The organism is Phenylobacterium glaciei, assembly GCF_016772415.1.
Classification (GTDB): Bacteria; Pseudomonadota; Alphaproteobacteria; order Caulobacterales; family Caulobacteraceae; genus Phenylobacterium; species Phenylobacterium glaciei.
Genome location: NZ_JAGSGD010000001.1, coordinates 3,033,333 through 3,055,372 on the forward strand (window position 1 = coordinate 3,033,333; position 22,040 = coordinate 3,055,372).

At 67.7% G+C, this 22,040-nt stretch carries 22 protein-coding genes; 16 read left to right on the forward strand and 6 right to left on the reverse strand.

Features of this window, described 5'->3' with window-relative positions; all coding sequences use genetic code 11:
- Nucleotides 1-130: 130 nt before the first annotated feature.
- Nucleotides 131-3,418, forward strand: a complete 3,288-nt coding sequence (carB, locus tag JKL49_RS14940) for a carbamoyl-phosphate synthase large subunit (RefSeq protein ID WP_215341415.1) — start codon at nt 131-133, stop codon at nt 3,416-3,418.
- A gap of 98 nt (nt 3,419-3,516) precedes the next feature.
- Here the strand turns inward: carB and JKL49_RS14945 are convergent, their stop codons facing one another.
- A complete protein-coding gene (locus JKL49_RS14945; RefSeq protein ID WP_215341416.1) occupies nt 3,517-4,833 on the reverse strand; it encodes an NRAMP family divalent metal transporter in 1,317 nt (438 codons plus the stop codon).
- Nucleotides 4,834-5,063: 230 nt separating this feature from the next.
- On the opposite strand from JKL49_RS14945, the gene JKL49_RS14950 reads away from it, so the two are divergent.
- The 3 genes from JKL49_RS14950 (at nt 5,064) to JKL49_RS14960 (ending at nt 6,767) form a co-directional block, all read left to right on the forward strand.
- Nucleotides 5,064-5,243 (forward strand): hypothetical protein, encoded by a 180-nt coding sequence (locus tag JKL49_RS14950; protein ID WP_215341417.1) that lies wholly within the window; start codon nt 5,064-5,066, stop codon nt 5,241-5,243.
- 215 nt (nt 5,244-5,458) lie between these two features.
- On the forward strand, nt 5,459-6,259 hold the full coding sequence (locus JKL49_RS14955; RefSeq protein ID WP_215341418.1) for a glucose 1-dehydrogenase: 801 nt from the start codon (nt 5,459-5,461) through the stop codon (nt 6,257-6,259).
- A 10-nt stretch (nt 6,260-6,269) separates the two neighbouring features.
- Nucleotides 6,270-6,767 (forward strand): P-loop nucleotide/nucleoside kinase family protein, encoded by a 498-nt coding sequence (locus JKL49_RS14960; RefSeq protein WP_215341419.1) that lies wholly within the window; start codon nt 6,270-6,272, stop codon nt 6,765-6,767.
- Here the strand turns inward: JKL49_RS14960 and JKL49_RS14965 are convergent.
- Nucleotides 6,764-7,393: a glutathione S-transferase family protein gene (locus JKL49_RS14965; RefSeq protein WP_215341420.1), complete on the reverse strand. Its 630-nt coding sequence runs from the start codon at nt 7,391-7,393 to the stop codon at nt 6,764-6,766. The genes JKL49_RS14960 and JKL49_RS14965 overlap by 4 nt on opposite strands.
- A gap of 247 nt (nt 7,394-7,640) precedes the next feature.
- Here JKL49_RS14965 and greA point away from each other — a divergent pair, with 247 nt between their 5' ends.
- The 8 genes from greA to JKL49_RS15005 all read left to right on the forward strand — a co-directional run bounded on the left by greA (nt 7,641) and on the right by JKL49_RS15005 (nt 13,486).
- Nucleotides 7,641-8,114, forward strand: coding sequence for a transcription elongation factor GreA (greA, locus tag JKL49_RS14970; protein WP_215341421.1), 474 nt, complete (start codon nt 7,641-7,643; stop codon nt 8,112-8,114).
- An 87-nt stretch (nt 8,115-8,201) separates the two neighbouring features.
- Nucleotides 8,202-9,194, forward strand: a complete 993-nt coding sequence (locus JKL49_RS14975) for a mitochondrial fission ELM1 family protein (RefSeq protein ID WP_249778092.1) — start codon at nt 8,202-8,204, stop codon at nt 9,192-9,194.
- Nucleotides 9,191-9,652 carry a GNAT family N-acetyltransferase gene (locus tag JKL49_RS14980; protein ID WP_215341422.1) on the forward strand — a complete coding sequence of 154 codons (462 nt, stop codon included), beginning with the start codon at nt 9,191-9,193 and terminating at the stop codon, nt 9,650-9,652. The genes JKL49_RS14975 and JKL49_RS14980 overlap by 4 nt, the downstream gene beginning before the upstream one ends.
- 217 nt (nt 9,653-9,869) lie before the next feature.
- Nucleotides 9,870-10,268, forward strand: coding sequence for a response regulator (locus JKL49_RS14985; RefSeq protein ID WP_215341423.1), 399 nt, complete (start codon nt 9,870-9,872; stop codon nt 10,266-10,268).
- Nucleotides 10,269-10,336: 68 nt separating this feature from the next.
- Nucleotides 10,337-10,726, forward strand: coding sequence for a response regulator (locus JKL49_RS14990; RefSeq protein WP_215341424.1), 390 nt, complete (start codon nt 10,337-10,339; stop codon nt 10,724-10,726).
- A complete protein-coding gene (locus JKL49_RS21235; RefSeq protein ID WP_215341425.1) occupies nt 10,719-11,018 on the forward strand; it encodes an Hpt domain-containing protein in 300 nt (99 codons plus the stop codon). Before JKL49_RS14990 ends, JKL49_RS21235 begins: the two co-directional genes overlap by 8 nt.
- 45 nt (nt 11,019-11,063) lie before the next feature.
- Entirely contained in the window at nt 11,064-12,125 is a 1,062-nt protein-coding gene (pseG, locus tag JKL49_RS15000) for a UDP-2,4-diacetamido-2,4,6-trideoxy-beta-L-altropyranose hydrolase (protein WP_215341426.1), read from the forward strand.
- Between the two features lie 74 nt (nt 12,126-12,199).
- Nucleotides 12,200-13,486, forward strand: a complete 1,287-nt coding sequence (locus JKL49_RS15005) for an NAD(P)-binding protein (RefSeq protein WP_215341427.1) — start codon at nt 12,200-12,202, stop codon at nt 13,484-13,486.
- Here the strand turns inward: JKL49_RS15005 and pseI are convergent.
- Both pseI and JKL49_RS15015 read right to left on the reverse strand, forming a co-directional pair.
- Complete coding sequence (pseI, locus tag JKL49_RS15010; protein WP_215341428.1) at nt 13,483-14,538, reverse strand: pseudaminic acid synthase; 1,056 nt, start codon at nt 14,536-14,538, stop codon at nt 13,483-13,485. The genes JKL49_RS15005 and pseI overlap by 4 nt on opposite strands.
- Before the next feature lie 167 nt (nt 14,539-14,705).
- On the reverse strand, nt 14,706-16,229 hold the full coding sequence (locus JKL49_RS15015; RefSeq protein ID WP_215341429.1) for an MFS transporter: 1,524 nt from the start codon (nt 16,227-16,229) through the stop codon (nt 14,706-14,708).
- A gap of 199 nt (nt 16,230-16,428) precedes the next feature.
- Between JKL49_RS15015 and trxB the strand changes: the two genes are divergently transcribed.
- Both trxB and JKL49_RS15025 read left to right on the forward strand, forming a co-directional pair.
- Nucleotides 16,429-17,439 (forward strand): thioredoxin-disulfide reductase, encoded by a 1,011-nt coding sequence (gene trxB, locus JKL49_RS15020; protein WP_215341430.1) that lies wholly within the window; start codon nt 16,429-16,431, stop codon nt 17,437-17,439.
- Between the two features lie 66 nt (nt 17,440-17,505).
- Entirely contained in the window at nt 17,506-18,807 is a 1,302-nt protein-coding gene (locus JKL49_RS15025) for a UDP-N-acetylglucosamine 1-carboxyvinyltransferase (protein WP_215341431.1), read from the forward strand.
- A gap of 15 nt (nt 18,808-18,822) precedes the next feature.
- Here JKL49_RS15025 and JKL49_RS15030 read toward each other — a convergent pair whose 3' ends face one another.
- Nucleotides 18,823-19,257 carry a hypothetical protein gene (locus JKL49_RS15030; RefSeq protein WP_215341432.1) on the reverse strand — a complete coding sequence of 145 codons (435 nt, stop codon included), beginning with the start codon at nt 19,255-19,257 and terminating at the stop codon, nt 18,823-18,825.
- A gap of 174 nt (nt 19,258-19,431) precedes the next feature.
- On the opposite strand from JKL49_RS15030, the gene JKL49_RS15035 reads away from it, so the two are divergent.
- Both JKL49_RS15035 and JKL49_RS15040 read left to right on the forward strand, forming a co-directional pair.
- Nucleotides 19,432-20,259 carry an AraC family transcriptional regulator gene (locus JKL49_RS15035; protein ID WP_215341433.1) on the forward strand — a complete coding sequence of 276 codons (828 nt, stop codon included), beginning with the start codon at nt 19,432-19,434 and terminating at the stop codon, nt 20,257-20,259.
- Nucleotides 20,260-20,276: 17 nt separating this feature from the next.
- Nucleotides 20,277-20,765, forward strand: a complete 489-nt coding sequence (locus JKL49_RS15040) for a GNAT family N-acetyltransferase (protein WP_215341434.1) — start codon at nt 20,277-20,279, stop codon at nt 20,763-20,765.
- Here the strand turns inward: JKL49_RS15040 and JKL49_RS15045 are convergent.
- A complete protein-coding gene (locus JKL49_RS15045) occupies nt 20,762-21,865 on the reverse strand; it encodes a cell wall hydrolase (protein WP_347340393.1) in 1,104 nt (367 codons plus the stop codon). The two genes, JKL49_RS15040 and JKL49_RS15045, sit on opposite strands and share 4 nt — an antisense overlap.
- Nucleotides 21,866-22,040 lie beyond the last annotated feature (175 nt).

Below are 22,040 nucleotides of genomic sequence, written 5' to 3' on the forward strand. Positions count from 1 at the left end.
GCATCCGTCCCTGGAGGCCCCTGCCCGCTTGCGCCCCATCGACTCCCTCTCTAAACGGGCGCCTTGACCTACAGATTGAACGGGAACGGCGCGCGGTAACGCGGCGCCGCCCTTACGCGCGGACGCAACGATGCCCAAACGCACAGACATCTCCTCGATCCTGATCATCGGCGCCGGCCCCATCATCATCGGCCAGGCCTGCGAATTCGACTATTCCGGCGTCCAGGCCTGCAAGGCCCTGCGCGCCGAGGGCTACCGCATCGTGCTGGTCAATTCGAACCCGGCCACGATCATGACCGACCCCGATGTGGCCGACGCCACCTATATCGAGCCGATCACGCCGGAGATGGTCGAGAAGATCATCGCCAAGGAGCGCCCCGACGCCCTGCTGCCCACCATGGGCGGCCAGACCGCGCTGAACACCGCGCTCGCCCTGGAAGCGTCGGGCGTGCTGGCCAAGTACGGCGTGGAGATGATCGGGGCCAAGGCCGACGTCATCGACAAGGCCGAGGACCGTCAGAAATTCCGCAACGCCATGGACAAGCTGGGTCTCGAGAGCCCCAAGTCCAAGGCCGCCCACACCATGGACGAGGCCCTGGAGGGCCTGGAGTTCGTGGGCCTGCCGGCCATCATCCGGCCTTCCTTCACCCTGGCCGGCACCGGCGGCGGCATCGCCTACAATGTCGAGGAATTCCGCGAGATCGTGGAGCGCGGCCTGGATCTCTCCCCCACCACCGAGGTGCTGATCGAGGAGAGCGTGCTCGGATGGAAAGAGTACGAGATGGAGGTCGTCCGCGATAAGGCCGACAACTGCATCATCGTCTGCTCCATCGAGAATATCGACCCGATGGGGGTCCACACCGGCGACTCCATCACCGTCGCCCCGGCCCTGACGCTGACCGACAAGGAATACCAGATCATGCGCGCGGCCTCGATCGCCGTGCTGCGCGAGATCGGCGTCGAGACCGGCGGCTCCAACGTGCAGTTCGCGGTCAATCCCGCCGACGGCCGGATGGTGGTGATCGAGATGAACCCGCGGGTGTCGCGGTCCTCGGCCCTGGCGTCGAAGGCCACCGGCTTCCCCATCGCCAAGGTCGCCGCCCGCCTGGCCGTGGGCTACACCCTCGACGAGCTGATGAACGACATCACCGGCGCGACCCCGGCCTCGTTCGAACCCAGCATCGACTATGTCGTCACCAAGATCCCCCGCTTCGCCTTCGAAAAATATCCGGGCTCCGAGCCTCACCTGACCACCGCCATGAAGTCGGTGGGCGAGGTCATGGCCATCGGCCGCACCTTCGCCGAGAGCCTGCAGAAGGCGCTGCGCGGCCTGGAGACCGGCCTGACCGGCCTGGACGAGATCGACGTCGAGGGCGCTGAGGATCCCGACACCGGCCGCGCCGCCGTCCTGCGCGCGCTGGCCATGCCCACTCCCGACCGCCTGCGGGTGATCGCTCAGGCTTTCCGCCACGGCCTGAGCGTGGACGAGATCCACGGCGCCTGCTCGTATGAGCCCTGGTTCCTGCGCCAGCTGGAGACCCTGGTCCGCACAGAGGGCCATGTTCGCGCCGCAGGCCTCCCCGTCACCGCCCAGGGCTTCCGCGCCCTGAAGGCCCAGGGCTTCTCCGACGCCCGTCTGGCCAAGCTCTCCAACACCCCGGAGGCCAAGGTCCGCGCCCTGCGCCAGGAACTGGCCGTGCGGCCGGTCTATAAGCGCATCGACAGCTGCGCCGGCGAGTTCCGCGCCGCCACGCCCTATATGTACTCCACCTACGAGACCGGCTCGGTGGGCCAGGAACCGCAGTGCGAGAGCGCGCCCACAAACGCCCGCAAGGCCATCATCCTCGGCGGCGGTCCCAACCGGATCGGCCAGGGGATCGAGTTCGACTACTGCTGCTGCCATGCGGCCTTCGCCCTGGCTGACCTCGGCATCGAGTCGATCATGGTCAACTGCAACCCGGAGACCGTGTCGACCGACTACGACACCTCCGACCGCCTGTACTTCGAGCCGCTGACCGCAGAGGACGTGCTGGAGCTGATCGCCGTCGAGCAGCGCAGCGGGACTCTGCTGGGGGTCATCGTCCAGTTCGGCGGCCAGACCCCGCTGAAGCTGGCCCAGGCTCTGGAAGACGCCGGCATCCCGATCCTGGGCACCAGCCCCGACGCCATCGACCTGGCCGAGGACCGCGAGCGCTTCCAGCAGCTGCTGCACAGGCTGGAGATCGCCCAGCCGATCAACGCCATCGCCCGCAGCCGCGACGAGGCCTTCGCCGGCGCCCACGCGGTGGGCTACCCCATCGTGATCCGCCCCTCCTACGTGCTGGGCGGCCGGGCCATGGAGATCATCCGCGACGACGAGCAGCTCGAGCGCTACGTCAACACCGCCGTTCAGGTGTCCGGCGACAGCCCGGTGCTGATCGACCAGTACCTGAGCCGCGCCACAGAGGTGGACGTCGACGCCATTTGCGACGGCAAGGACGTCTTCGTGGCCGGCGTCATGGAGCACATCGAGGAGGCGGGCGTGCACTCGGGCGATAGCGCCTGCTCCCTGCCTCCCTTCTCCCTGAAGCCGGAGACCATCGCCGAGCTGAAGGCCCAGACCGTGCGCATGGCGCTGGCCCTGAACGTGAAGGGCCTGATGAACGTGCAGTTCGCCATCGAGGAGCCGCACTCCGACAACCCGCGGATCTTCGTCCTGGAAGTGAACCCGCGCGCCAGCCGCACCGTGCCCTTCGTGGCCAAGACCATCGGCAAGCCCCTGGCCGCCATCGCCGCCAAGGTGATGGCCGGCGAGCCCCTGTCGTCCTTCGACACCAGCGAGCCGCCCTACGACCACATCGCGGTCAAGGAAGCCGTCTTCCCCTTCGCCCGCTTCGCAGGGGTCGACACCATCCTGGGTCCGGAAATGCGCTCCACCGGCGAGGTCATGGGCCTGGACTGGCGTCGTGAGGGCGAGGGCTTCGCCCCGGCCTTCGCGCGCGCCTTCGCCAAGGCCCAGCTGGGCGGCGGGGTCACCCTGCCCAAGACCGGTTGCGTATTTGTTTCAGTTCGTGAAGCCGACAAGCCGTGGATTGTCGAGCCGATCCGCCTGCTGCTGGATCAGGGCTTCCGCGTGCTGGCCACCGGGGGCACCGCCAGCTACCTGGCCGGCGAAGGCCTGGCCGTTGAGCATGTGAAGAAGGTTCTCGAAGGCCGCCCGCACATCGTCGACGCCATGAAGAACGGCGAGGTCCAGCTGGTGTTCAACACCACCGAGGGCAAGCAGGCGGTGGCCGACAGCTTCGAGATCCGCCGCACGGCCCTGATGATGAAGACCCCCTACTTCACCACCGCCGCCGGCGCCCTGGCCGCCGCCCAGGCCATCGCCGAGACCGCCAAGGCGCCCCTCGAAGTCCGGCCCCTGCAGAGCTACGCCTAGAGCACGATGCGATCAGGAGGAATCGTCTGATCGTTGAATCGTGCTCTAGATTCAAGAGTTTAGAGCCTGAATGAGGCTTCGAGAGAGGCCATCTGGCTCTAGCTCGGAAGCCCGCCCGCCATCTGGACGAACATCACGCCCGACGCCGCGGCCATGATCGCCACCGCCGCCCAGCCCACGACCCGCTGGAGCGGGGTGGCGGTGAAGGCGCCCATGATCGACTTCCGGGTCGCCACCAGCATGATGACCGCCATCAGGGGCACGGCGATCACCCCGTTGATCACGGCGCTCCAGAACAGGGCACGGATGGGGTCAAGGGGCGAGTAGTCGAGGATCACCCCGGCCAGGATGGCCACCCCGATGACGCCGTAGAAGCCATGGGCCTCGCTGAAGCGGCTCTCCAGGCTTGCCTTCCAGCCCATCGCTTCGGAGAGGGCGTAGGCGGCGGAGGCCGCCAGGACCGGCACCGCCAGCAGTCCGGTGGCGACGATCCCCAGGGCGAAGAGGATGAAGGCCAGGTCGCCGGCCATCGGCCTCAGAGCCATCGCCGCCTGAGCCGCCGTCTGGATCTGGGTGATCCCGGCCGCATGCAGGGTGGCGGCCGTGGCCAGCATCACGAAGAAGCCGATGCCATTGCCGTAGGCCATGCCCAGGTAGGTGTCCCAGCCGATCCGCTTCAGCTCATACTCGGCCTCCTCCGGGTGCTCGGTGAGAGGGTGCTCATCGGGATGGAGGGTGACGTCCTCCACCTCCTCGGCGGTCTGCCAGAAGAAAAGGTAGGGGCTGATGGTGGTGCCGAACACCGCGACCACCACCGTGGCCGTCGCCAGGTCCAGGTGTATCTGGGGGGTCAGGGTCTGGGCGACGACCTCAGTCCAAGGGATGTGGGTGGCGAAGGCCACCGCCACATAGGAAAAGAGCGCCAGGGTCATCCACTTCAACAGGCCCACATAGCGGTGGTAGGGCACGAAGACCTGCAGCAGCAGGGAGAAGAACGCCAGACCCAGGGTGAAGACGTGGCGGCTGCCCCCAAACACCAGCTGGGCGGCCTCGCCCATGGCCGCCACATCGGCGGCGATGTTGAGCACGTTGGCGAGCAGCAACAGGCCCACCACACCGAGCACCACCCAGCGCGGGAAGGTCCTTCCGATATTGGCCGCCAGGCCGCGTCCCGTGACCCGGCCGATGCGCCCGCAGACCGACTGGAACGCGGCCATGAAGGGATAGGTGACGAAGGCGGTCCAGAGCATGCCCAGGCCGAACTGGGCGCCGGCCTGGCTGTGTGTGGCGATGCCGCCGGGGTCTTCGTCCGCCGCGCCGGTGATCAGGCCAGGCCCAAGGGCGGTGAAGGGATTGAACCGACGCCGGACCGCCGGCAGGTCGCGGGGCGGACGCTGAGCTTCGGGCTTCGTCATGCGTCAAACATGTCATGCGCCGCCGTCCGCGCACAACAGGTTGGCCACAGCAGGCGGCGGATTGACCGAACCGCGTTTTCGGCTCACCCTCCAGTTGTCGCCTTGCTGATGCAGGCGCAAGTGGGCGTGTCTCCGGCGGCCCCTGAAGACTGACCGGACGAGCCCTGACGGGCGCCTATCGCAGCCTGGCGTGGGGACTTGTTCCCCCAACAGAACGCGAGGGAAACGCCATGTCAGAAGAGCTGAAGACCGGCGAAACGGCCGTCCGCCACCACAAGAACCGGCATCTCTACGAACGCTTCGAAGGGCTGCTGGGCGTCCTCATGGTCGCCGCCATCGTGGTGCTGGCCATCGGCCTGATCTACGGCGTCGTCACCACCGGTGACTCGACGCCCGCCTGGATGCGCTGAAGCCCCGGCGGCCTGGGCTGGCCCGACGCGTCAAACGCGGGCCAGCGCCGGGTCGTTGTCGGCCGGCCTGACCTCCCCCGCCTCGAAAAGGTCCCGGCGGGCCTGGGTGGTATTGTCCCCGCTCCAAAGGACTGACGCTGCGTGATGCTGGGCAAGCCGTCGAGCCTGGGCTAGGCCTCTTGCAACAACGGACAAGAGAGCCACGGGGAAACGACATGGCGGGACGGGTTCAAGGCAAGGTGGCTCTGGTCACCGGCGGGTCGAGCGGCATCGGGCGCGCCTGCGCCGAGCGGCTGGCGCAGGAAGGCGCGATCGTCGTCCTCACCGACCTGCAGGACGAAAAGGGTCAGGCTCTCGCCGCCGAGATCGAGGCCAATGGCGGCAAGGCCCAGTACCGCCACCAGGACGTCACCTCCGAACAGGAATGGATCGACACCGTCGCCGCCATCAAGGCCGATCACGGCCGCCTCGACATCCTGGTCAATAACGCCGGCATCGGCATCTCCGGCTCGGTGCTGGACATGGCGCTCAGCGACTTCCAGCGGCAGGTGGCGATCAATCTTGACGGCGTGTTCCTGGGGGTGAAGCACTCGATCCCGCTGATGCGCGCCTCCGGCGAGGGCGGTTCGATCATCAACATGTCCTCGGTGGCCGGCCTGAAGGGCTCGGCCATCCTGGCCGGCTACTGCGCCACCAAGGGCGGGGTGCGCCTCTTCACCAAGGCTGTGGCCATGGAGTGCGGGAACGCCAAGGACGGCATTCGGGTCAATTCCGTCCATCCCGGCATCATCGAGACCCCGATCTGGGACGACATCATCGGCACCGGCGAGGCCGGCGACAACGCTAGGCCGCCGCGGGCGCAGGTGCTGGACGCCATGAGCGCCGAGGCCGTGCCGCTGGGCGGCAAGGGCTATCCCCTCGACATCGCCAACGGCGTCCTGTGGCTGGCCTCGGAGGAGAGCCGCTATGTCACGGGCGCCGAATTGGTCATCGACGGCGGCCTCTCGGTGAAGTAACCGGCGGCCCATGACCGCCACCCTGCACGTGATCTTCGGCCCCTCGGGCGCCGGCAAGTCGACCTACGCCCGAGAGCTCGCCCGCAGCGAGCCCGCGGTGCATTTCGCCATCGACGACTGGATGGCGCGGCTGTTCGCCGCCGACATGCCCGAGCCGCTGGAGTTCGAGTGGATGATGGCCCGGGTCGAGCGCTGCGAGGCGCAGATCTGGTCCGTCGCCGCCGCGACGATGGCGGCCGGGACCTCGGTGGTCCTGGACCTCGGCCTGATGCGCAAGTCCGACCGGGCCCGGGTGGCGGAGATCGCGCAGGCCTGCGAGCTGCCGATCCAGTTCCACTTCGTCACCGCCAGCTCCGAGGTCCGCCGTGCGCGGGTGCTGGAACGCAACGAGGTGCGCGGCGAGACCTTCGCCATCGAGGTCAATCCCGACATGTTCGACTTCATCGAGGGCGTCTACGAGGCCCCCGAAGCCGAGGAACTCCGGGGCGCGATCATCTCCGAGAGCTAGGACTGCGGGAACAGGTGCACCGGCCAGGTGGCGTCGGCGGCCCGGTGATAGGCCTCGCGATGGGTCAGGCGGGCATTGTAATCCGTCAGCACCGGATGCTCCGGCAGCTCCTTTCGATAGAGCGACCGGGAGATCACAGAGCCCAGCATGACATCGGCGGCTGAGAACCGGTCCCCCAGCAGCCACTTGCGGCCCTTCAGGCTCTCGGTCAGGACGCGGATCACGTCGTCATAGGCGCCAAAACCGGTCTCGCCGCCGGGCAGGTCGATGTGCTTGCCGTGCAGCACCAGCAGCGGCTCCAGCACCGCGGTCGAATAGACCATCCACTTCAGGTACGCGCCGCGCTCGGTCTCATCGATCTTGGGCGCCAGCGAGCCATAGCCATAGCGATCGGCCAGATAGATGCAGATGGCCGGATTCTCGCTCACCACCACCTTGCCGTCGGTGATGGTGGGCACCTTCCCGGACGGATTGAGCTTCAGGTATTCGGCTTTCTTCTGCTCGCCCTTGGCGATGTCGACGGTCTGCACATCGAAGGGGACGCCCAGTTCCTCCAGCAGCCAGTAGGCCGTGAAGGCCCGGCTGGCGGGGGAATGGTAGAGGGTGATGCCCCGCTTGGCGGCCATGGTGTCGTCTTTCGTTGAAGCGGCAATCTAGGCGCCCCGGGACCCGGGCGCCACCAGCGGCCGAGGGAACGGCCTCATGAGCCGAGAGTTTGGGACCTAATTGCGGCCCCGGCCGCGGCCGGCAATGTCATTGCTGCATTGCACCCCTTGAGTTTTCACAGTCTGGCTTCTATCCTCTATCCCCCCGGTCGCCTGCGCCCGCGGCCGGAACACAAACCCAAGGGCGAACCCGAGTCACCTTACTGCCATGGAAAAAGTCCCAATGACCGCCGAGGGCTATCACGCCCTCGACGAAGACCTGAAGCGTTTGAAAACCCTGGAGCGACCAGCAGTGATCGCGGCCATTTCGGAAGCTCGCGAGCACGGCGACCTTTCGGAAAACGCCGAGTACCACGCTGCGAAGGAGCGCCAAGGCTGGATCGAAGGCCAGATCGCCGACATCGAAGATCGGATGGCCCGCGCACAGGTCATCGACGTGTCCAAACTTTCCGGTAGTCAGGTAAAGTTCGGCGCCACGGTCTCCGTGGTCGACGAGGACACTGAGGATCAAGCCCGCTACCAGATCGTTGGCGAGCACGAAGCCGACGTGAAGCTGGGCAAGATCTCCATCGCCTCGCCGATCGCGCGCGCGATGATCGGCAAGGAGATGGGCGACGTCGTCGAGGTCCCCACCCCCGGCGGCACCAAGGCCTACGAGATCCTCAAGGTCGAGTGGGTCTAGCTAGCTCCTAGCGACGCCAAAAGGTCGTTATGGTAGCCGGCGAGAGTCGGCTCCCTGACTCACGCCTGCAGACGGAATGCCCTCAGCTTGCCGAAATCCCTCGATACGCCACCGCTCGTGATCTGGGCCGTTTCCGACGGGCGCGCCGGGATGGAGAGCCAGGTCGTGGGTCTGGCCAACGCCATCGCGGCCAAGCGCCGGGCCGAGGTCGTGGTCAAGCGGGTGGCCTGGAAGGGCCGCGTCGGCCGCCTGCCCTGGTGGCTGAACCCTTTCCCGCTGCGGTCCCTGAAGCCCGATACGGGCATCGGCCCGCCCTGGCCCGACATCTGGCTGGCCGCCGGCCGCGCCACCCTGCCGCTCTCCATCCGCCTGAAGGCCTGGACCAGGAACACCACGTTCGTGGTCCAGACCCAGGACCCCCGCATGCCCACCAGCCTGTTTGATCTGGTGATCCCGCCCAAGCACGACCGGCTGCAGGGCGACAATGTGTTTTCGATCACCGGCTCCCCCAACGGCGTCAACGCCAAGCGGCTGAAGGCCGAACTGGGCCGCTTCAAGAAGCAGATCGACGCCCTGCCCCGCCCCCGCGTCGCCGTGGTGATCGGCGGCAAGTCCAAGGCCCACAACATGTCGGTGGAACGCGCCGCAGCCCTGGCCCACGAGATCGAGTTGCCGATCGTCCAGGAGGGTGGCTCGGTGATGGTGAGCTTCTCGCGCCGCACGCCCGAGCCGGCCCGCGCGCTGCTCACCGCGCGGCTGCGGCACATGCCGGGGATCATCTGGGATGGCGAGGGCGACAACCCCTATTTCGCCTTCCTGGCGGCCGCCGACTACATCCTGGTGACCGAGGACTCCACCAACATGGCCACCGACGCGGCCAGCACGGGCAAGCCGGTCTTCATCCTCAAGATGGACGGCGACAGCCTGAAGTTCCGCCTGTTCCACGAGGACCTGGAACGCCTGGGCGCCGCCCGGCCCTTTGGCGGCGCCTTCCACAAATGGAAGTATCCGCCCCTGGCCGAGACCGACCGGGCCGCCGCCGAGGTGCTGCGCCGCTACGACGAACGGAAGCCCTTATGAGCGTCGCCATCCGCCCAGCAAACCCCGACGACCTCTCCGCCATCCTGGCCCTCGACCCCGTCGCCCGGCGCGAGGAGCGCCGCCACGACTATATGAGCAAGGCCATCGCCGGCGATCGCGGCATGGACGTCCGCGTCCTCGTGCTGGACGACCAGATCGCCGGCCATGCGGTGATGGCGGAGTTCTTCGGCCACCCCTTCCTGGAACGCATCTACACCGGCGAGAATTTCCTGCGCCGGGGCGTGGCCGGGGCCCTGATGGCCAATATCGAGGGCCAGTTCGAGGGCGACCGGATGTTCGTCTCCTGCAACGAGTCCAACCAGGCCATGCGCACCCTGTTGGTGGCCCGCGGCTACAAGGTCTCAGGCATGGTGGAGAACCTCGACCCCGGCGATCCCGAGCTGTTCTTCGTGATCTTCCGCGACGCCCTGGACGCCGCCATCGAGGCCGCCAGTTGAGCGCCGCCCACAATCCAAAGAACAAGCGGCGCGGTACCTAAAACGATGGCGGCCTCATCCTAACGGGAGACAAGTAGTCGCACCTTCGAAAACTATCACCGGTTGACTTGGGCTGCGAACAACTTTCGATAAGAAGCCGATTGCGCTGGCTGGCGGGGCGCCGCGTCACTCGAATACGGCGCGCCCGCTGCATAAGGGTTTCGAGATGCATATCCTTGTGATCGATGACGACCCGCTTATTCGGATGATGGTGACGGCCGTCCTGACCACCGACACCCAGAAGGTCACCAGCGTGGAGAACGGTATGGACGGGTTGGTCTGCGCCGCGTCGCCTCCACCCGACCTGGTTCTCCTCGACGTCTCGATGCCGGATGTATCGGGCTTTGATCTTCTCCCCCGCTTGCTGAAGTCCCGGGGCTGGGCGCGCACGCCGATCCTAATGCTCACCGCCGAAAACGAGATCGAGAACATCATCCGAGCGCGGCGTGAAGGCGCCCGAGGCTATATCTGCAAGCCGGTCCAACCCGATACGCTTGTGGCGATGGTGAACGACATCCTGCACCAGCCAGATATCGTTTGGCTCGACGACTATACCCGCGTCCGGCGCCCGGCCTAGGTTTCGGATGCCCTCGGACATGAGGGGTTTGGGGAATGACGGCTCCCTTGGCGCCCGAGATCGGGAGCATGAAGTTCGACATGCGAATTCTATACGTTGATGACGACGACCTTATCCGGGATCTGGTTGGCATATTCTTGAACCGCGACCCCGGCTTCCAAAGCCATATGGCGGCCTCGGGCGAGGCGGCCCTGGCCTGCCTTGAAACGTTCGTCCCGGATGTTGTTCTGCTTGACGTCAGCATGCCCGAGATGGATGGCCCCGAAGTGCTCAGAAGACTGCGCCTGGTTTCGGGGCACAGTCGCACGCCGGTGATCTTCATGACCGCTCGCGCCTTGACCGACGAGCGCCAACGCCTGATGGCGCTCGGCGCCGTGGGGGTGATCATGAAACCCTTTGATCCGATCTCCCTGTCCCGTGATATCCGCGCAATGGTGGGAGCACTTCCTGGTGGATGACGCCCTGGTGGAGGTCCGTCGGCAGTTCCGGCAGCGCTGCAGCGGTGACCTGCGTGCGTTGCGGAGCGCCATGCGAGAGCCACGTGGGATCGCAGCTACCTCCTTCCAGACCATGGTTCACCGGATTTCCGGCATCGCGGGCACGCTCGGTTTCCCGGAGCTCGGAGCCGCGGCTGTGGAGGTCGATCGTGACTTCTCCAGGGATGCAGAGATAAGCTTGGCGGGGCTTCAACGGCTTGAGATTGCGTTGGCGGAGGTCGCCGAACCGCCCGGCGATCTATCTGCGCGCTAGAGCCGCCTTCCCAGCGCCCCGCTTTCGGCCTTCCATGCGCGGGAGATGATTCCCCAGCGCCCCCGCATCCTGTTTGTCGCCAACGCCGGCCCCGAGGTCGGTGGGGGCCACGTCATGCGCTGCATCACCCTGGCCCGCGCCCTGGGCGAGCGTGGCGCCGACTGCGCCTTCGCCTGCACGCCGGAGGTCGCCGCCCTGCTGGACGTGTTCGGGCCGGAGATCGTGCGCGAGGAGGCCACCGGCCTCGACCCCGACCACATCGCCGACGCCCTGACCGGGGTGCGCTTCGACGCCGTGGTGTTCGACCACTACGGCCTCGCCCGCGAACATCACGAGGCCCTGGCCAAGGGCCGCACCACCCTGGTGATCGACGACCTGGCCGACCGGCCGCTGGCCGCCAACCTGGTGCTGGACTCCGGACCGGGGCGGCAGGCCAGCGACTATGCCCTCTTCACCGACGCCCAGTTGCTACTGGGCCCGGAGTTCGCCCCGGTGCGTCCGGAGTTCGCCCACGTGCGCAGCGCCGCCCTCTCGCGCCGGACCGGACAGGTGCGCCGGGTGCTGGTGAGCCTTGGCCTCACCGACCTGGGCGGCATCACCGCACGGGTTGTCGAGCGGCTGCGAATGCGGCTCTCCGACGTGGCCCTTGATGTGGTGCTGGGCGCCGGCGCCCCGAGCCTGCCGGGTCTGACCAAGGTCGCCGGCCGCGATCCGCGCCTGACGATCCACGTCGACAGCCAGGACATGGCCAACCTGATCCTGACCGCCGACATCGCCATAGGGGCGGCGGGGTCGAGTGTCTGGGAGCGCTGCGTCCTGGGCCTACCGTCCGCCATCCTGGTGCTCGCCCAGAACCAGCAGGGGGCCGCCGCGGCCCTGGCCGAGCGCGAGGCCGCCCTGGTCGTCGATGCCGGCGCCGACAACCTGGATGCCCGGCTGGACCGCGCCATCGTCCGCCTGCTGACCGACGCCCCCCTGCGCCAGAAGCTGTCGGCGGCCAGCGCGGCGATCTGCGACGGCCTGGGCGCGGGCCGCGCCGCGGAGGCCTTCCTGAAGCTCATCGCTGCCCGCGACAGCCTGCCTCACCCGCAACCCCCGCAGCCTTAACGCTCTTTTCGCATCCCAGGGCTTAGCCTTGGCGAAACGGGGAGAGCGCCAAACGCGCTCAAAAGACAGTCGGCATGCGACAGCTTGGCGTAATCCGGAGCTCCAAAGCTCCGACAGTCCGCATCATCGGCGGCGGGCTCACCGGTATCCTGGCCGCCCTCGAGGCCCACCGCCTCGGCTGCCGCGACATCGAACTTCATGAGCGCTTCGACCAACTGGGCGGGACCGCCTGGCCGCGGCGCGACCATGGTCTGGAACTGCGCGCCGACCACCGCTATTTCGGTCCACAGGGTGATCCGACGCGGACCCTGCTGGAAGCCAACGGCCTGGCCTTCGACGACTTCGAGAACCGCTTCGGCTCGGTCAGCCCCGCCCCAGGCGGCGATCTCGCCTTCACCCACGATTTCGAAGGCCCGGCCCTGCGGACCCGCAAGCTGGACCTGGACCACATCACCGGCGACAGCCTGGCCGACAGGATCCGCGCCTATCCCCATGATATCTCTGGCCATCTGACTCGCTATTGCCAGTGGGCCCTGGGCTCCTGGCTGGACGAGGTGGACGCCGGTGCGGCCATCCCGTTGGGCATCAAGCGCGTCTACGCCACCGACATCGACACCTGCGACCTGGCCCGCGCCAAGAAGGCCGACCCGGTCTATGACGGCCTCTACGGCATTCCCCGCGCCCTGTGGGGCCGGCTGCAGAACCAGACGGCCAGCCTGCCGGCCGACGGCTACCAGACCTTCTTCATGCGCTGCCAGAGCGCCCTGGAGCGGCTGGGGGTCACCATCCAGACCGCCTCCTTCCTGTCGCCACAGCAGGCTTTCCGGGCTCGCGAGGCCGGCGATGTCGTGGTCTGGGCCGCCGATCCGGCCCCGCTGTTCGCGCCGCTGGAGCTAGAGCCGCCCAAGCGCCTGGCCAAGAGCCTCACCAGCTACATCTTCAAGGCCCGCTACGCCGGCCCCCTGCCGTTCCACGTGCGCAACTTCACTGCCGAGGGCTCCGTCTTCCGGGTGCACCTCTACGAGTGCCGCGGCCAGGCCCTGCTGAGCGCCGAGTGCGTCTCCGAGATTTCCGACTGCGACCTGCGCCGGCAAATCCACAAGCTGATGGGCGGTTTCGGCGGCGCCTCGCTGCACCTCGATGAGACAGTCTCCATCCAGGTCGAGCCCCGCTGGGCCCAGCACTCCCTGGACGCCGCCCGCAAACTCGCGGGCCTGCACGCCGCGCTCGCCAAACACCAAGGCGCCAACTTCATCGCCGGCGCCTGGGAAGCCCAGACGCAGACGGCCTCGCTGTCGGAAATCTCCAAGTCGCTGACCCAGGCCCTGGAGATCGAACCGGCCGAGGCGATCGCCGCCTAGCCCAGCATATCCCAGGCCAGCGGCTCGCCCCGGGCGAGGTCGCGGCTGGCGCGTTTGCCCAGCACCTTGGCCATGTCGGCCGGCGGCAGGCCGTTGCCCGGCCGGATCGAGCGGACATTTTCGCGGGTCAGGATCTCGCCGGCCTTCACGTCGGCGCTGACATAGAGCGAGCGGCGGAACTGGCGGTTGGCCTTTTCCGACCCCAGCAGGTCGTAATGGGCGCGGCCCAGGCTTTTCCAGGCGTCCTTGCAGTCGCGAACCAGGGCCGTGAACTCCGCCGGCTCCAGGCTGAAGGCGGCGTCCGGGCCGCCGTCGGCACGGGCCAGGGTGAAGTGCTTCTCGATCATGCAGGCGCCGAGCGCGATGGCCGCCACCGAGGCCGCCGTGCCGTGGGTGTGGTCCGAAAGGCCGATAGGGCTGTCGAAGCGCGTGGCCATGTCCGCGACGGTACGGACATTGGCGTCCTCCAGGGCGGCTGGGTAGCTGGACACGCAGTGGAGCATCACCACACCCGGCGCGCCGGCGGCCAGGGCGGTGTCGCGGGCGGCGGCCATCTCGGCCAGGTTGGCCATGCCGGTGGAGATGATCAGCGGTTTGCCCTTGGCCGCCGCATAGGCGATCAGCGGCAAGTCCACGGCCTCGAAGGACGCGATCTTGAAGGCCGGCGCCCCCAGCCCGTCCAGCAGGTCCACGGCGCTCTCGTCGAAGGGGCTGGAGAACAGGGTCACACCCCGCCTGGCCGCCCGTTCGAACAGGGCCGCGTGCCACGCGTAGGGAGTCTGGGCCTCTTGATAGAGCTCGTACAGGCTGCGGCCGTCCCACAGCCCACCGTGGATTTTGAACTCCGGCCGGTCGACATCCATGGTGATGGTGTCGGCGGTATAGGTCTGGATCTTGATAGCGTCGCAGCCGGTGTCGGCGGCGGCATCGATCATGGTCAGGGCCCGGTCCAGGCTGCCGTTGTGGTTCCCCGACAGCTCGCAGATCACATAGGGCTCGTGGTCGGCGCCGATCCTGCGGCCGGCGATTTCGATATGGGGGAGATCAGACATGGGCGACCGAGCAGCTTGATGCGCCACCCTAGCCGCCCGCGCTGAAGCAGGCGTTAACCAAACCCCTAGAGCACGATGCGATCAGACGGGATCGTCTGATCGTTGAATCGTGCTTTAACTTCAAGAGTCTAGAGCCTGATTCAGGCTTCGAGAGAAGCCATCAGGCTCTAGGCAGGTCTGGCCCCCGGAGCCGCGAGGTCGGAGGCGTCGACACCGCCCTCGGTCTCCACCACCACCGCTCCGAGAGCCGCGGCGTCGGCCAGCTTGGCGAGGTTGGCCTCGTGCCCCGCCCGGTCCAGGCGGTAGAACATGATGGCGCCCATGGCCATCAGGGCGAACAGCGCCGTCGCCGGCAGGTACATCAGGGCCAGGTTGGTCATGATCGAGGGATCGAGACTCTCGGGCTTGGCCTTCTCGGGCATGCCCACCCACAGCAGCAGGAAGCCCGGGATGATGCTGGCCACCGAGCCCGCGACCTTCTGCAGGACATTGTCGGCCGAGAGCAGCAGGCCCTCGGAGCGGCGGCCGGTGGCGAGCTGGGACTCCTCCACCACGTCGGCGATCATCGAGGCGGTGAGGATGGCCGCGGCGGTGGCGAAGGCGCCGTAAAGGGTCCTGTCCAGCAGCAGGATGGCGGTCAGCTCGCTGGTGCCGTTCATCTCATGGGGAATGATCCCCAGGAGACGCAGGCTGATGGGGGTCAGGGTCGTCGCCAGGGCCAGGCCCATCAGAATCATGCAGGCCCGCTTCTTGCCGTACCAGCGCGACAGCAGGGGCGCGAAGACCAAGGCGAGCAGGCTGCCCAGCATGGTCCCGGCGACGATGAAGGCCAGGTTCGCCGAGCCCATGCCCCAGAGGTAGGTCTGGAAATAGATGTTCAGGCCGCTGCTGAGGCCCGCCCCGACCCCGACGAACAGGGCCGAGAGGGAGACCACCAGGAAGTTGCGGTTGGACATGGTCGCCAGCATCTCCCGGACCACGCCCAGGATGCCGATGCTGCGCGCCGCCGGCTGATGCAGGAACGGTATGAACCTCTGGGTCGCCAGGCAGGCCACCAGGATCGAGAAGATCATCAGGCCGCCGACCACCAGGGCGTAGGGGCCGTAGCCCTCCGGATTGAGCTGACCCCGCACCTTCTCCCCATCGGGGCCGACGGTGTCCTTGAGGAACACCAGCCAGCCCATCACGGCGGCGGCGCTGCTGGCGAAGATGGCGAAGAAGTAGCGGAAGGTCAGCAGCTGGGTGCGGTCGTGGTAGGCCGGCGCCAGTTCGGGCGTCAGGGCCGTGGCGGGCACCTCATAGAGGCTGATGGTCGCCTTGGCCGCGATGACCATGATGATCATATAGGCGGTGATCGCGCCGTCGGACCAGCCCAGCGGCGGGTTGAACAGGGCCACCAGGGTGATCGCGGCCGGCAGGGCGGCGAAATACATGAAGGGATGGCGGCGTCCCCAGCGGGAGCGCCAGTTGTCGGAGATCTGCCCGATGAAGGGGTCCCAGAGCGCGTCGAAGAAGATGGTCACCGCCAGGCCGATACTGACCCAGTGCGGCGGCAGGCCGACAATCTGGTTGTAGTAGAGCAGCAGCAGCCCCATCAGCTGGGTCTTCACCCCGAACGCCACGGTGCCGAAGCCGTAGGCCAGCTTGATCGGCAGCGTCAGCTTGGGCCGTTGGGCCGCGACGTCGCTCACAGGGCGTTCCTCCTTATATTTGGCCGAACCTCGCCCGAATTTCGCGACCCGACCAAGTCACGTTCTGGCGCCCCCAGGCCTTGTGGCCAGGGGTGTTTTGCCGAAGTTGTCGCGGCATCATGTTGCGGCGATGTTTCTGGCGTACGCTGATCGCCGCCCCCAGGGTGCGCGAACGCGGAATCTCACCTACATAGGCCCTATGTCCGAGACCAAAGCCCCCCGCTCCGCCCGCTGCCTGATCGTCGGGTCCGGCCCGGCCGGCTACACCGCCGCGATCTATGCCGCCCGCGCCCTGCTGAAGCCCGTGCTGATCCAGGGCATCCAGCCCGGCGGCCAGCTGACCATCACCACCGAGGTGGAGAACTATCCGGGCTTCGCCGACGTCATCCAGGGACCCTGGCTGATGGAACAGATGCAGGCCCAGGCGCAGCACGTGGGCGCCGAGATCATCAACGACATCGTGCTGACCGCCGACCTGTCGCAGCGGCCGTTCCGGCTGACGACGGACTCAGGCGAGGTCTGGCTGGCCGAGACCCTGATCATCGCCACCGGCGCCCAGGCCAAGTGGCTGGGCCTGGAGAGCGAGCAGAAATACCAGGGCTTCGGCGTCTCGGCCTGCGCCACCTGCGACGGCTTCTTCTATCGCGGCAAGGACGTGGTGGTGGTGGGCGGCGGCAACACCGCGGTCGAAGAGGCCCTGTTCCTCACCAACTTCGCCGCCAAGGTCACCGTGGTCCACCGCAAGGATGAGTTCCGCGCCGAGAAGATTCTTCAGGAGCGGCTGTTCGCCAATCCCAAGGTCGAGGTGATCTGGGACAGCTCGATCGATGAGGTCCAGGGGGCTGTCGATCCCATGGGCGTCACCGGCGTGCGGCTGAAGAACGTCAAGACCGGCGCCACCCAGGAGGTCGCCTGCGATGGGGTGTTCATCGCCATCGGCCACGCGCCCGCCTCCGAGCTCTTCAAGGGTCAGCTGGACATGGACGCCGCCGGTTATCTGAAGGTCAAGGCCGGCACGACCTCGACGGCCGTGGCGGGCGTCTACGCCGCCGGCGACGTCACCGACGACGTCTATCGCCAGGCGGTGACGGCGGCGGGCATGGGCTGCATGGCCGCCCTGGAAGCCGTGCGGCTGCTGGCCGAGGAAGACCATGCCCGCGCCCACCATCCGATCAGCCACCACGAGGCCGAGAAGATCGGAACCTGGTGACGGGCGCGCCGCCCTGATCTACTCGAAGACTTCCATTTCCGCCCCGAAGAGACGAGGCCGCGCGCCATGACGAACCTGATCGTGAGAGGCGGACGCGCCCTGCGCGGAACCATCACGCCCTCGGCCAACAAGAACGCGGTGCTGCCGGTTCTGTGCGCCACCCTGCTGACCGATCAGCCGATCGTCCTGCACCGGGTGCCGGACATAACAGATGTCCGCAAGATCCTGGATTTCTTCGGGAACCTGGGCTCTTCCGTAGACATGGACTACGCCACCGGCACCCTGAAGCTGCGCCACGGCGAGGGGCTGGATCCCAAGGCCGCGCACCTGCCGCTGGGCATGCGCTCGACCCTGATGCTGATCCCCGCCCTGCTCTACCGGTTCGGCGCGGCGAGCATCGAGGAGGACGTCACCGGCTGCACCCTGGGCGTCCGCGAGATCGACCCGCACATCGAGGTTTTCGAAAGCTTCGGCGCGGACATCGACCGCAAGCCCGAGGCGATCTTCATCAAGACCCCCAAGGGCTTCGCCACCACCGACCATTGGCTGGACTACGCCTCGGTCACCACCACCGAGAACTTCATCCTCTGCGCCGCCACCGCCAAGGGCCGCTCGCAGATCACCAACGCCGCCTGTGAACCCCATGTGCAGGAGTTCTGCAGCTTCCTGACCATGATGGGCGCGAGGCTCGAGGGCGTCGGCGGCTCGCGGGTCATCGTGGAGGGCGTCAACAGCCTGTCGGGCGCCGAGTTCACCTTCGCCGACGACTTCCACGAGGTGGCGACCTTCCTGGCCATGGGCGCCATGACCGGCGGCGACATCGCGGTGAAGAACGGCTCGGTGGACCAGTTCCCCCTGCTGGACCGCACCTTCGCCAAGTTCGGCGTGGAGATCACCCACAAGGACGGCTGGAGCCGCGCCAAGGTCGACGCCGGCGGCATGCGGGTGCGCCAGCCCTTCACCGCCAACATCCTGCAGAAGGTGGAGGCCGCGCCCTGGCCCTATGTGCCGGCCGACCTGCTGCCGATCTTCGTGGCGCTGGGCGTGCGCTCCGAGGGCCAGTGCATGTTCTGGAACAAGGTCTATGAGGGCGCGCTCGGCTGGTCCTCGGAACTGGGCAAGTTCGGCGCCCACTCCCTGCTGTGCGACCCGCACCGCCTGATCACCTTCGGCGGCAAGCCCCTGGTCCCGGCAGAGGTCGAAAGCCCCTACATCATCCGCGTGGCCATCGCGCTGTTCATGCTGGCCGCCAGCATTGAGGGCGAGAGCACCATCCTCAACGCCACCCCCATCCAGCGCGCCCACCCGAAGTTCGTCGAGAACCTCAATGCTCTGGGCGCCGATGTGTCGTGGGTGGCGGGGGACTGAGCGCGAGACGCTGGATTACCGCCGTCCGGGGATCGCGCGCTTGATCTGCAGCAAGGGCACGAGGGCGAATCCAAGCTGAGCGGCCAGGCCGATGGCCCCCGGACGCGACAGGAAGGCCGCAAGATAGTCCCCTGGCGTGCGCCCGAACAGCAGGACCGACATCCCCAGTTCCAGCAGCATCAGCAGGCCGAACCCGACTCCGCCCATCGTCAGGCGTGGGGCAACCGCCGGCGGGATCTGGAAGACCCTGACGCACCAGGCCGAGGCCAACCAGCTTACCGCCAGGATCAACGGCGCCTCTATCGTCACGGCCAGGGTGTCGCCCAGGCGCGGCGCCACCAGCAGGGTGCGCACGGTTCCCAAGGCGAAAGCCACCGCGAATACGATCGCGACATAGGCCACCCCCGCCCAGACCCCGCCACCGGCCGCGGGCTTACCCCGGCCGGTCACGCGACCATCGCGAGCTGCAGGGTTCCGGCGGCGAGGACAGGGGTGCGGCTTGAGTGCATGGTCTTGGTCCCTTCACGGCACACTTAACCCACAGCAGGCCCCGTGCCTTGAGCCCGGTCAAGGCCGCGCCAACTCCGCAAGCGCGATCAACGGCGCCTGCGCTAACCTCTCTCCATGAACCGGCCCGTCACCCGCGAGAGCTATGCCCGCCGCCTGAACCGGGTGGCCGAGCATATCTGGGCGCATCTGGATGAACCGCTGGACTTGGCGGCGCTGGCCGAGGTGGCCTGCCTGTCGCCGTTCCACTTCCATCGCATCTACCGCGTGCTGATCGGCGAGACCGTCACCGAGACCGTGAGCCGGCTGCGGCTGCAGCGGGCCTCCATGGAGCTGGCGCGGAGCACCACGCCGATCTCAGAGATCGCCCGGCGCGCCGGATACGCCTCGAACCCCGCTTTCACCCGCGCCTTCCGCACCGTCTATGACCTTGCCCCCGCCGCCTTCCGGGCCGCGCGGCGCGCCACACCCGGAGTCAGCCCCATGCCCGTCGAAATCCAGGACCGCCCCGCTCTGCGCATCGCCACCGTGCCGCACCGGGGACCGCCGCAGCTGATCGGCAAGGCCTTCGACCGGCTGATGGCCTGGGCCGGACCCAAGGGCGTGGTGATGCCGCCGGCCGTGGGGGTGGCGGTCTATCTGGACGACATGTCGGTGGTTCCGGCCACCGAACAGCGGGCCCTGGCCGGGATCACCGTCGGGCCGGAGGTCGAGAGCGACGATGTCGTGACAATCCATGAGGTCGCCGCAGGCCGCTATGCCGTACTGCTCTACCGCGGCGCCTACGCCCAGATCGGCAAGGGCTACGAGGAACTGTTCGGCTGGCTGCCCACCAGCGGCGAGGAGCCGGCCCACGCCCCCTGCGTCGAGATCAACCTCAACGACCCGCGCAAGACCGCGCCTGCCGATCTGCTGACCGAGCTGTGCCTTCCCCTGAAATCCTGAGGGGGTAAGCTGGCGGCATGATCCGACATGCCAAGCCCGCCGACCACGCCGCGATCCGCGAGATCAATATCGCCGCCTTCGGACAGCCCGCCGAGGCCGACCTGGTGGAGCGCCTGCGGGCCGACGGGGACAAGGTCTTCGAGCTGGTGGCCGAGGAGGACGGCGCCGTGGTCGGTCACATCTTCTACAGCCGGCTCTGGGCCGACAGTGTCCACCTCTATGCGGCGTTGGCGCCCATGGCCGTGCGCCCCGACCTGCAGAAGTCCGGGATCGGGTCGAAGCTGGTGAAGGCCTCCATCGACACCGCCCGGGAGTTCGGAACCCACGCGGTCATCGTCCTGGGCCACCCGGCCTACTATCCGAAGTTCGGATTTACGCCCGAGGCTGCGGCCAAGGTGAAGGCCCCCTACTCCGGCAGCCCGGCCTTCATGGCCCTGGAGATCGAGGACGGGGCGCTGGCCGAGCCGGTGCTTGTGGCCTATCCGGACGCCTTCAATCCCACCTAGTCCGGCGCCGGCACGGCCAGCGGCGCGGTCTCCGTCGCCACCGGGGCGTCCATGGCCGCCAGGGACTCGTTGATCTTCTTGATCTCTTCCGGGGTCGGCTTGCGGCGCGGGGCGAAGATGGTGCCCAGCACGCGGGTGCGCTCGCCGCCGACCGCCAGGGGATCGACGACATTGTAGGTGCGCACCTCGCCTCCCACCGACAAGGTGATCTTGCGGCCGGCCGGCACGCCCTGCCCCTCTGGATCGAGCAACCCCTGGGTCCGTTCGTCCAGGCTGCCGAGTATGGCCGCCGAGAGATAGGCCTCGCCGCCCGCATAGCGGCCGGTGAAGGCCGGCGGCTCGCCCCAGGGACCGGTCCAGCGATAGAAGATGTGCGCCCCGATCTGCTTCATCTTCACCAGGGTCGGGGCCCAGTAGGGCGCGACATACTGGGCGTGATAGTGGGTCGCCGAGCCGACCCCCTTGGCCACGAAGCCATTGAGAGCATGACGGGCGACATCCTGCGCCCGCAGCCACAGGTCGGGCTGCGGCGCGCGGGCCAGGGATCCGTCGCAGGTGAAGGTGAACTGGCAGCCGGTGGCCCGCGCCGCCCCCTGATAGACTACGCCGCAGACCGACTTCGGATAGGCCGGATGACGCAGACGGTTCAGCACCACCTGGGCCACGGCCTCCTGGCCCAGCTCCGGCTCCCGGGCCGACTCGTAGTAGACCGCCTGGGCTAGGCACTTCAGCGCCCGGCTCCCGTCCTGGGTGTCGACCGCCAGCTTGAAGGGCTTCATCGGCCGGATCGGCAGGGTGGAGAACGGCCGCAGGGCGTTGATGTCCTCGGCGACAGCGTCCACCGCCGTACCAAAGCCCAGGTCGGGCGGCGTGCGGAGGTCGAGGCTTGCCCACCCCTCCGGCCGGCCCCACAGGTCGGGGCCATGATGGGGATCGTGACGTCGAGCGAGCGCCAGCATGGCCGGGTCCATGTCGGCGGTCAGGCGCGCCAGGCCCTTGTCGGAAAGGTTCTCGCTGACGCTCGCCATCCCCTGCAACCGCCCGGCGCCGCGTGGGACGTAGTAGGTGGTCGCGCACGCCGCCAGCAGACTCCCGGCCACGGCCAGGATCAGGCCGGCGCGGCGGTGGTGAGGAAGGCGGAGGCTCAGCGTCGGGGCTTTCGGTGATTTCCGGGTCGGTCAGTCTAGCCAGGAAGGCGGCGAAGGTTCGACCGCAACCGGCGAAACCCAGGAAGGCTGCGTTTATCGCCGGTTGCGCGTCTCGGCCAGCGGTCCC

Coding starts and splice junctions, on each gene's coding strand:
- trxB (WP_215341430.1), top strand. CDS start 16,429: ATGTCCGAGACCAAAGCCCCCCGCTCCGCCCGCTGCCTGATCGTCGGG.
- JKL49_RS14955 (WP_215341418.1), top strand. CDS start 5,459: ATGGCGGGACGGGTTCAAGGCAAGGTGGCTCTGGTCACCGGCGGGTCG.
- JKL49_RS15025 (WP_215341431.1), top strand. CDS start 17,506: ATGACGAACCTGATCGTGAGAGGCGGACGCGCCCTGCGCGGAACCATC.
- JKL49_RS14980 (WP_215341422.1), top strand. CDS start 9,191: ATGAGCGTCGCCATCCGCCCAGCAAACCCCGACGACCTCTCCGCCATC.
- pseI (WP_215341428.1), bottom strand. CDS start 14,538: ATGTCTGATCTCCCCCATATCGAAATCGCCGGCCGCAGGATCGGCGCC.
- greA (WP_215341421.1), top strand. CDS start 7,641: ATGGAAAAAGTCCCAATGACCGCCGAGGGCTATCACGCCCTCGACGAA.
- carB (WP_215341415.1), top strand. CDS start 131: ATGCCCAAACGCACAGACATCTCCTCGATCCTGATCATCGGCGCCGGC.
- JKL49_RS14990 (WP_215341424.1), top strand. CDS start 10,337: ATGAAGTTCGACATGCGAATTCTATACGTTGATGACGACGACCTTATC.
- JKL49_RS14945 (WP_215341416.1), bottom strand. CDS start 4,833: ATGACGAAGCCCGAAGCTCAGCGTCCGCCCCGCGACCTGCCGGCGGTC.
- JKL49_RS14950 (WP_215341417.1), top strand. CDS start 5,064: ATGTCAGAAGAGCTGAAGACCGGCGAAACGGCCGTCCGCCACCACAAG.
- pseG (WP_215341426.1), top strand. CDS start 11,064: ATGATTCCCCAGCGCCCCCGCATCCTGTTTGTCGCCAACGCCGGCCCC.
- JKL49_RS15005 (WP_215341427.1), top strand. CDS start 12,200: ATGCGACAGCTTGGCGTAATCCGGAGCTCCAAAGCTCCGACAGTCCGC.
- JKL49_RS14965 (WP_215341420.1), bottom strand. CDS start 7,393: ATGGCCGCCAAGCGGGGCATCACCCTCTACCATTCCCCCGCCAGCCGG.
- JKL49_RS15035 (WP_215341433.1), top strand. CDS start 19,432: ATGAACCGGCCCGTCACCCGCGAGAGCTATGCCCGCCGCCTGAACCGG.
- JKL49_RS14960 (WP_215341419.1), top strand. CDS start 6,270: ATGACCGCCACCCTGCACGTGATCTTCGGCCCCTCGGGCGCCGGCAAG.
- JKL49_RS15040 (WP_215341434.1), top strand. CDS start 20,277: ATGATCCGACATGCCAAGCCCGCCGACCACGCCGCGATCCGCGAGATC.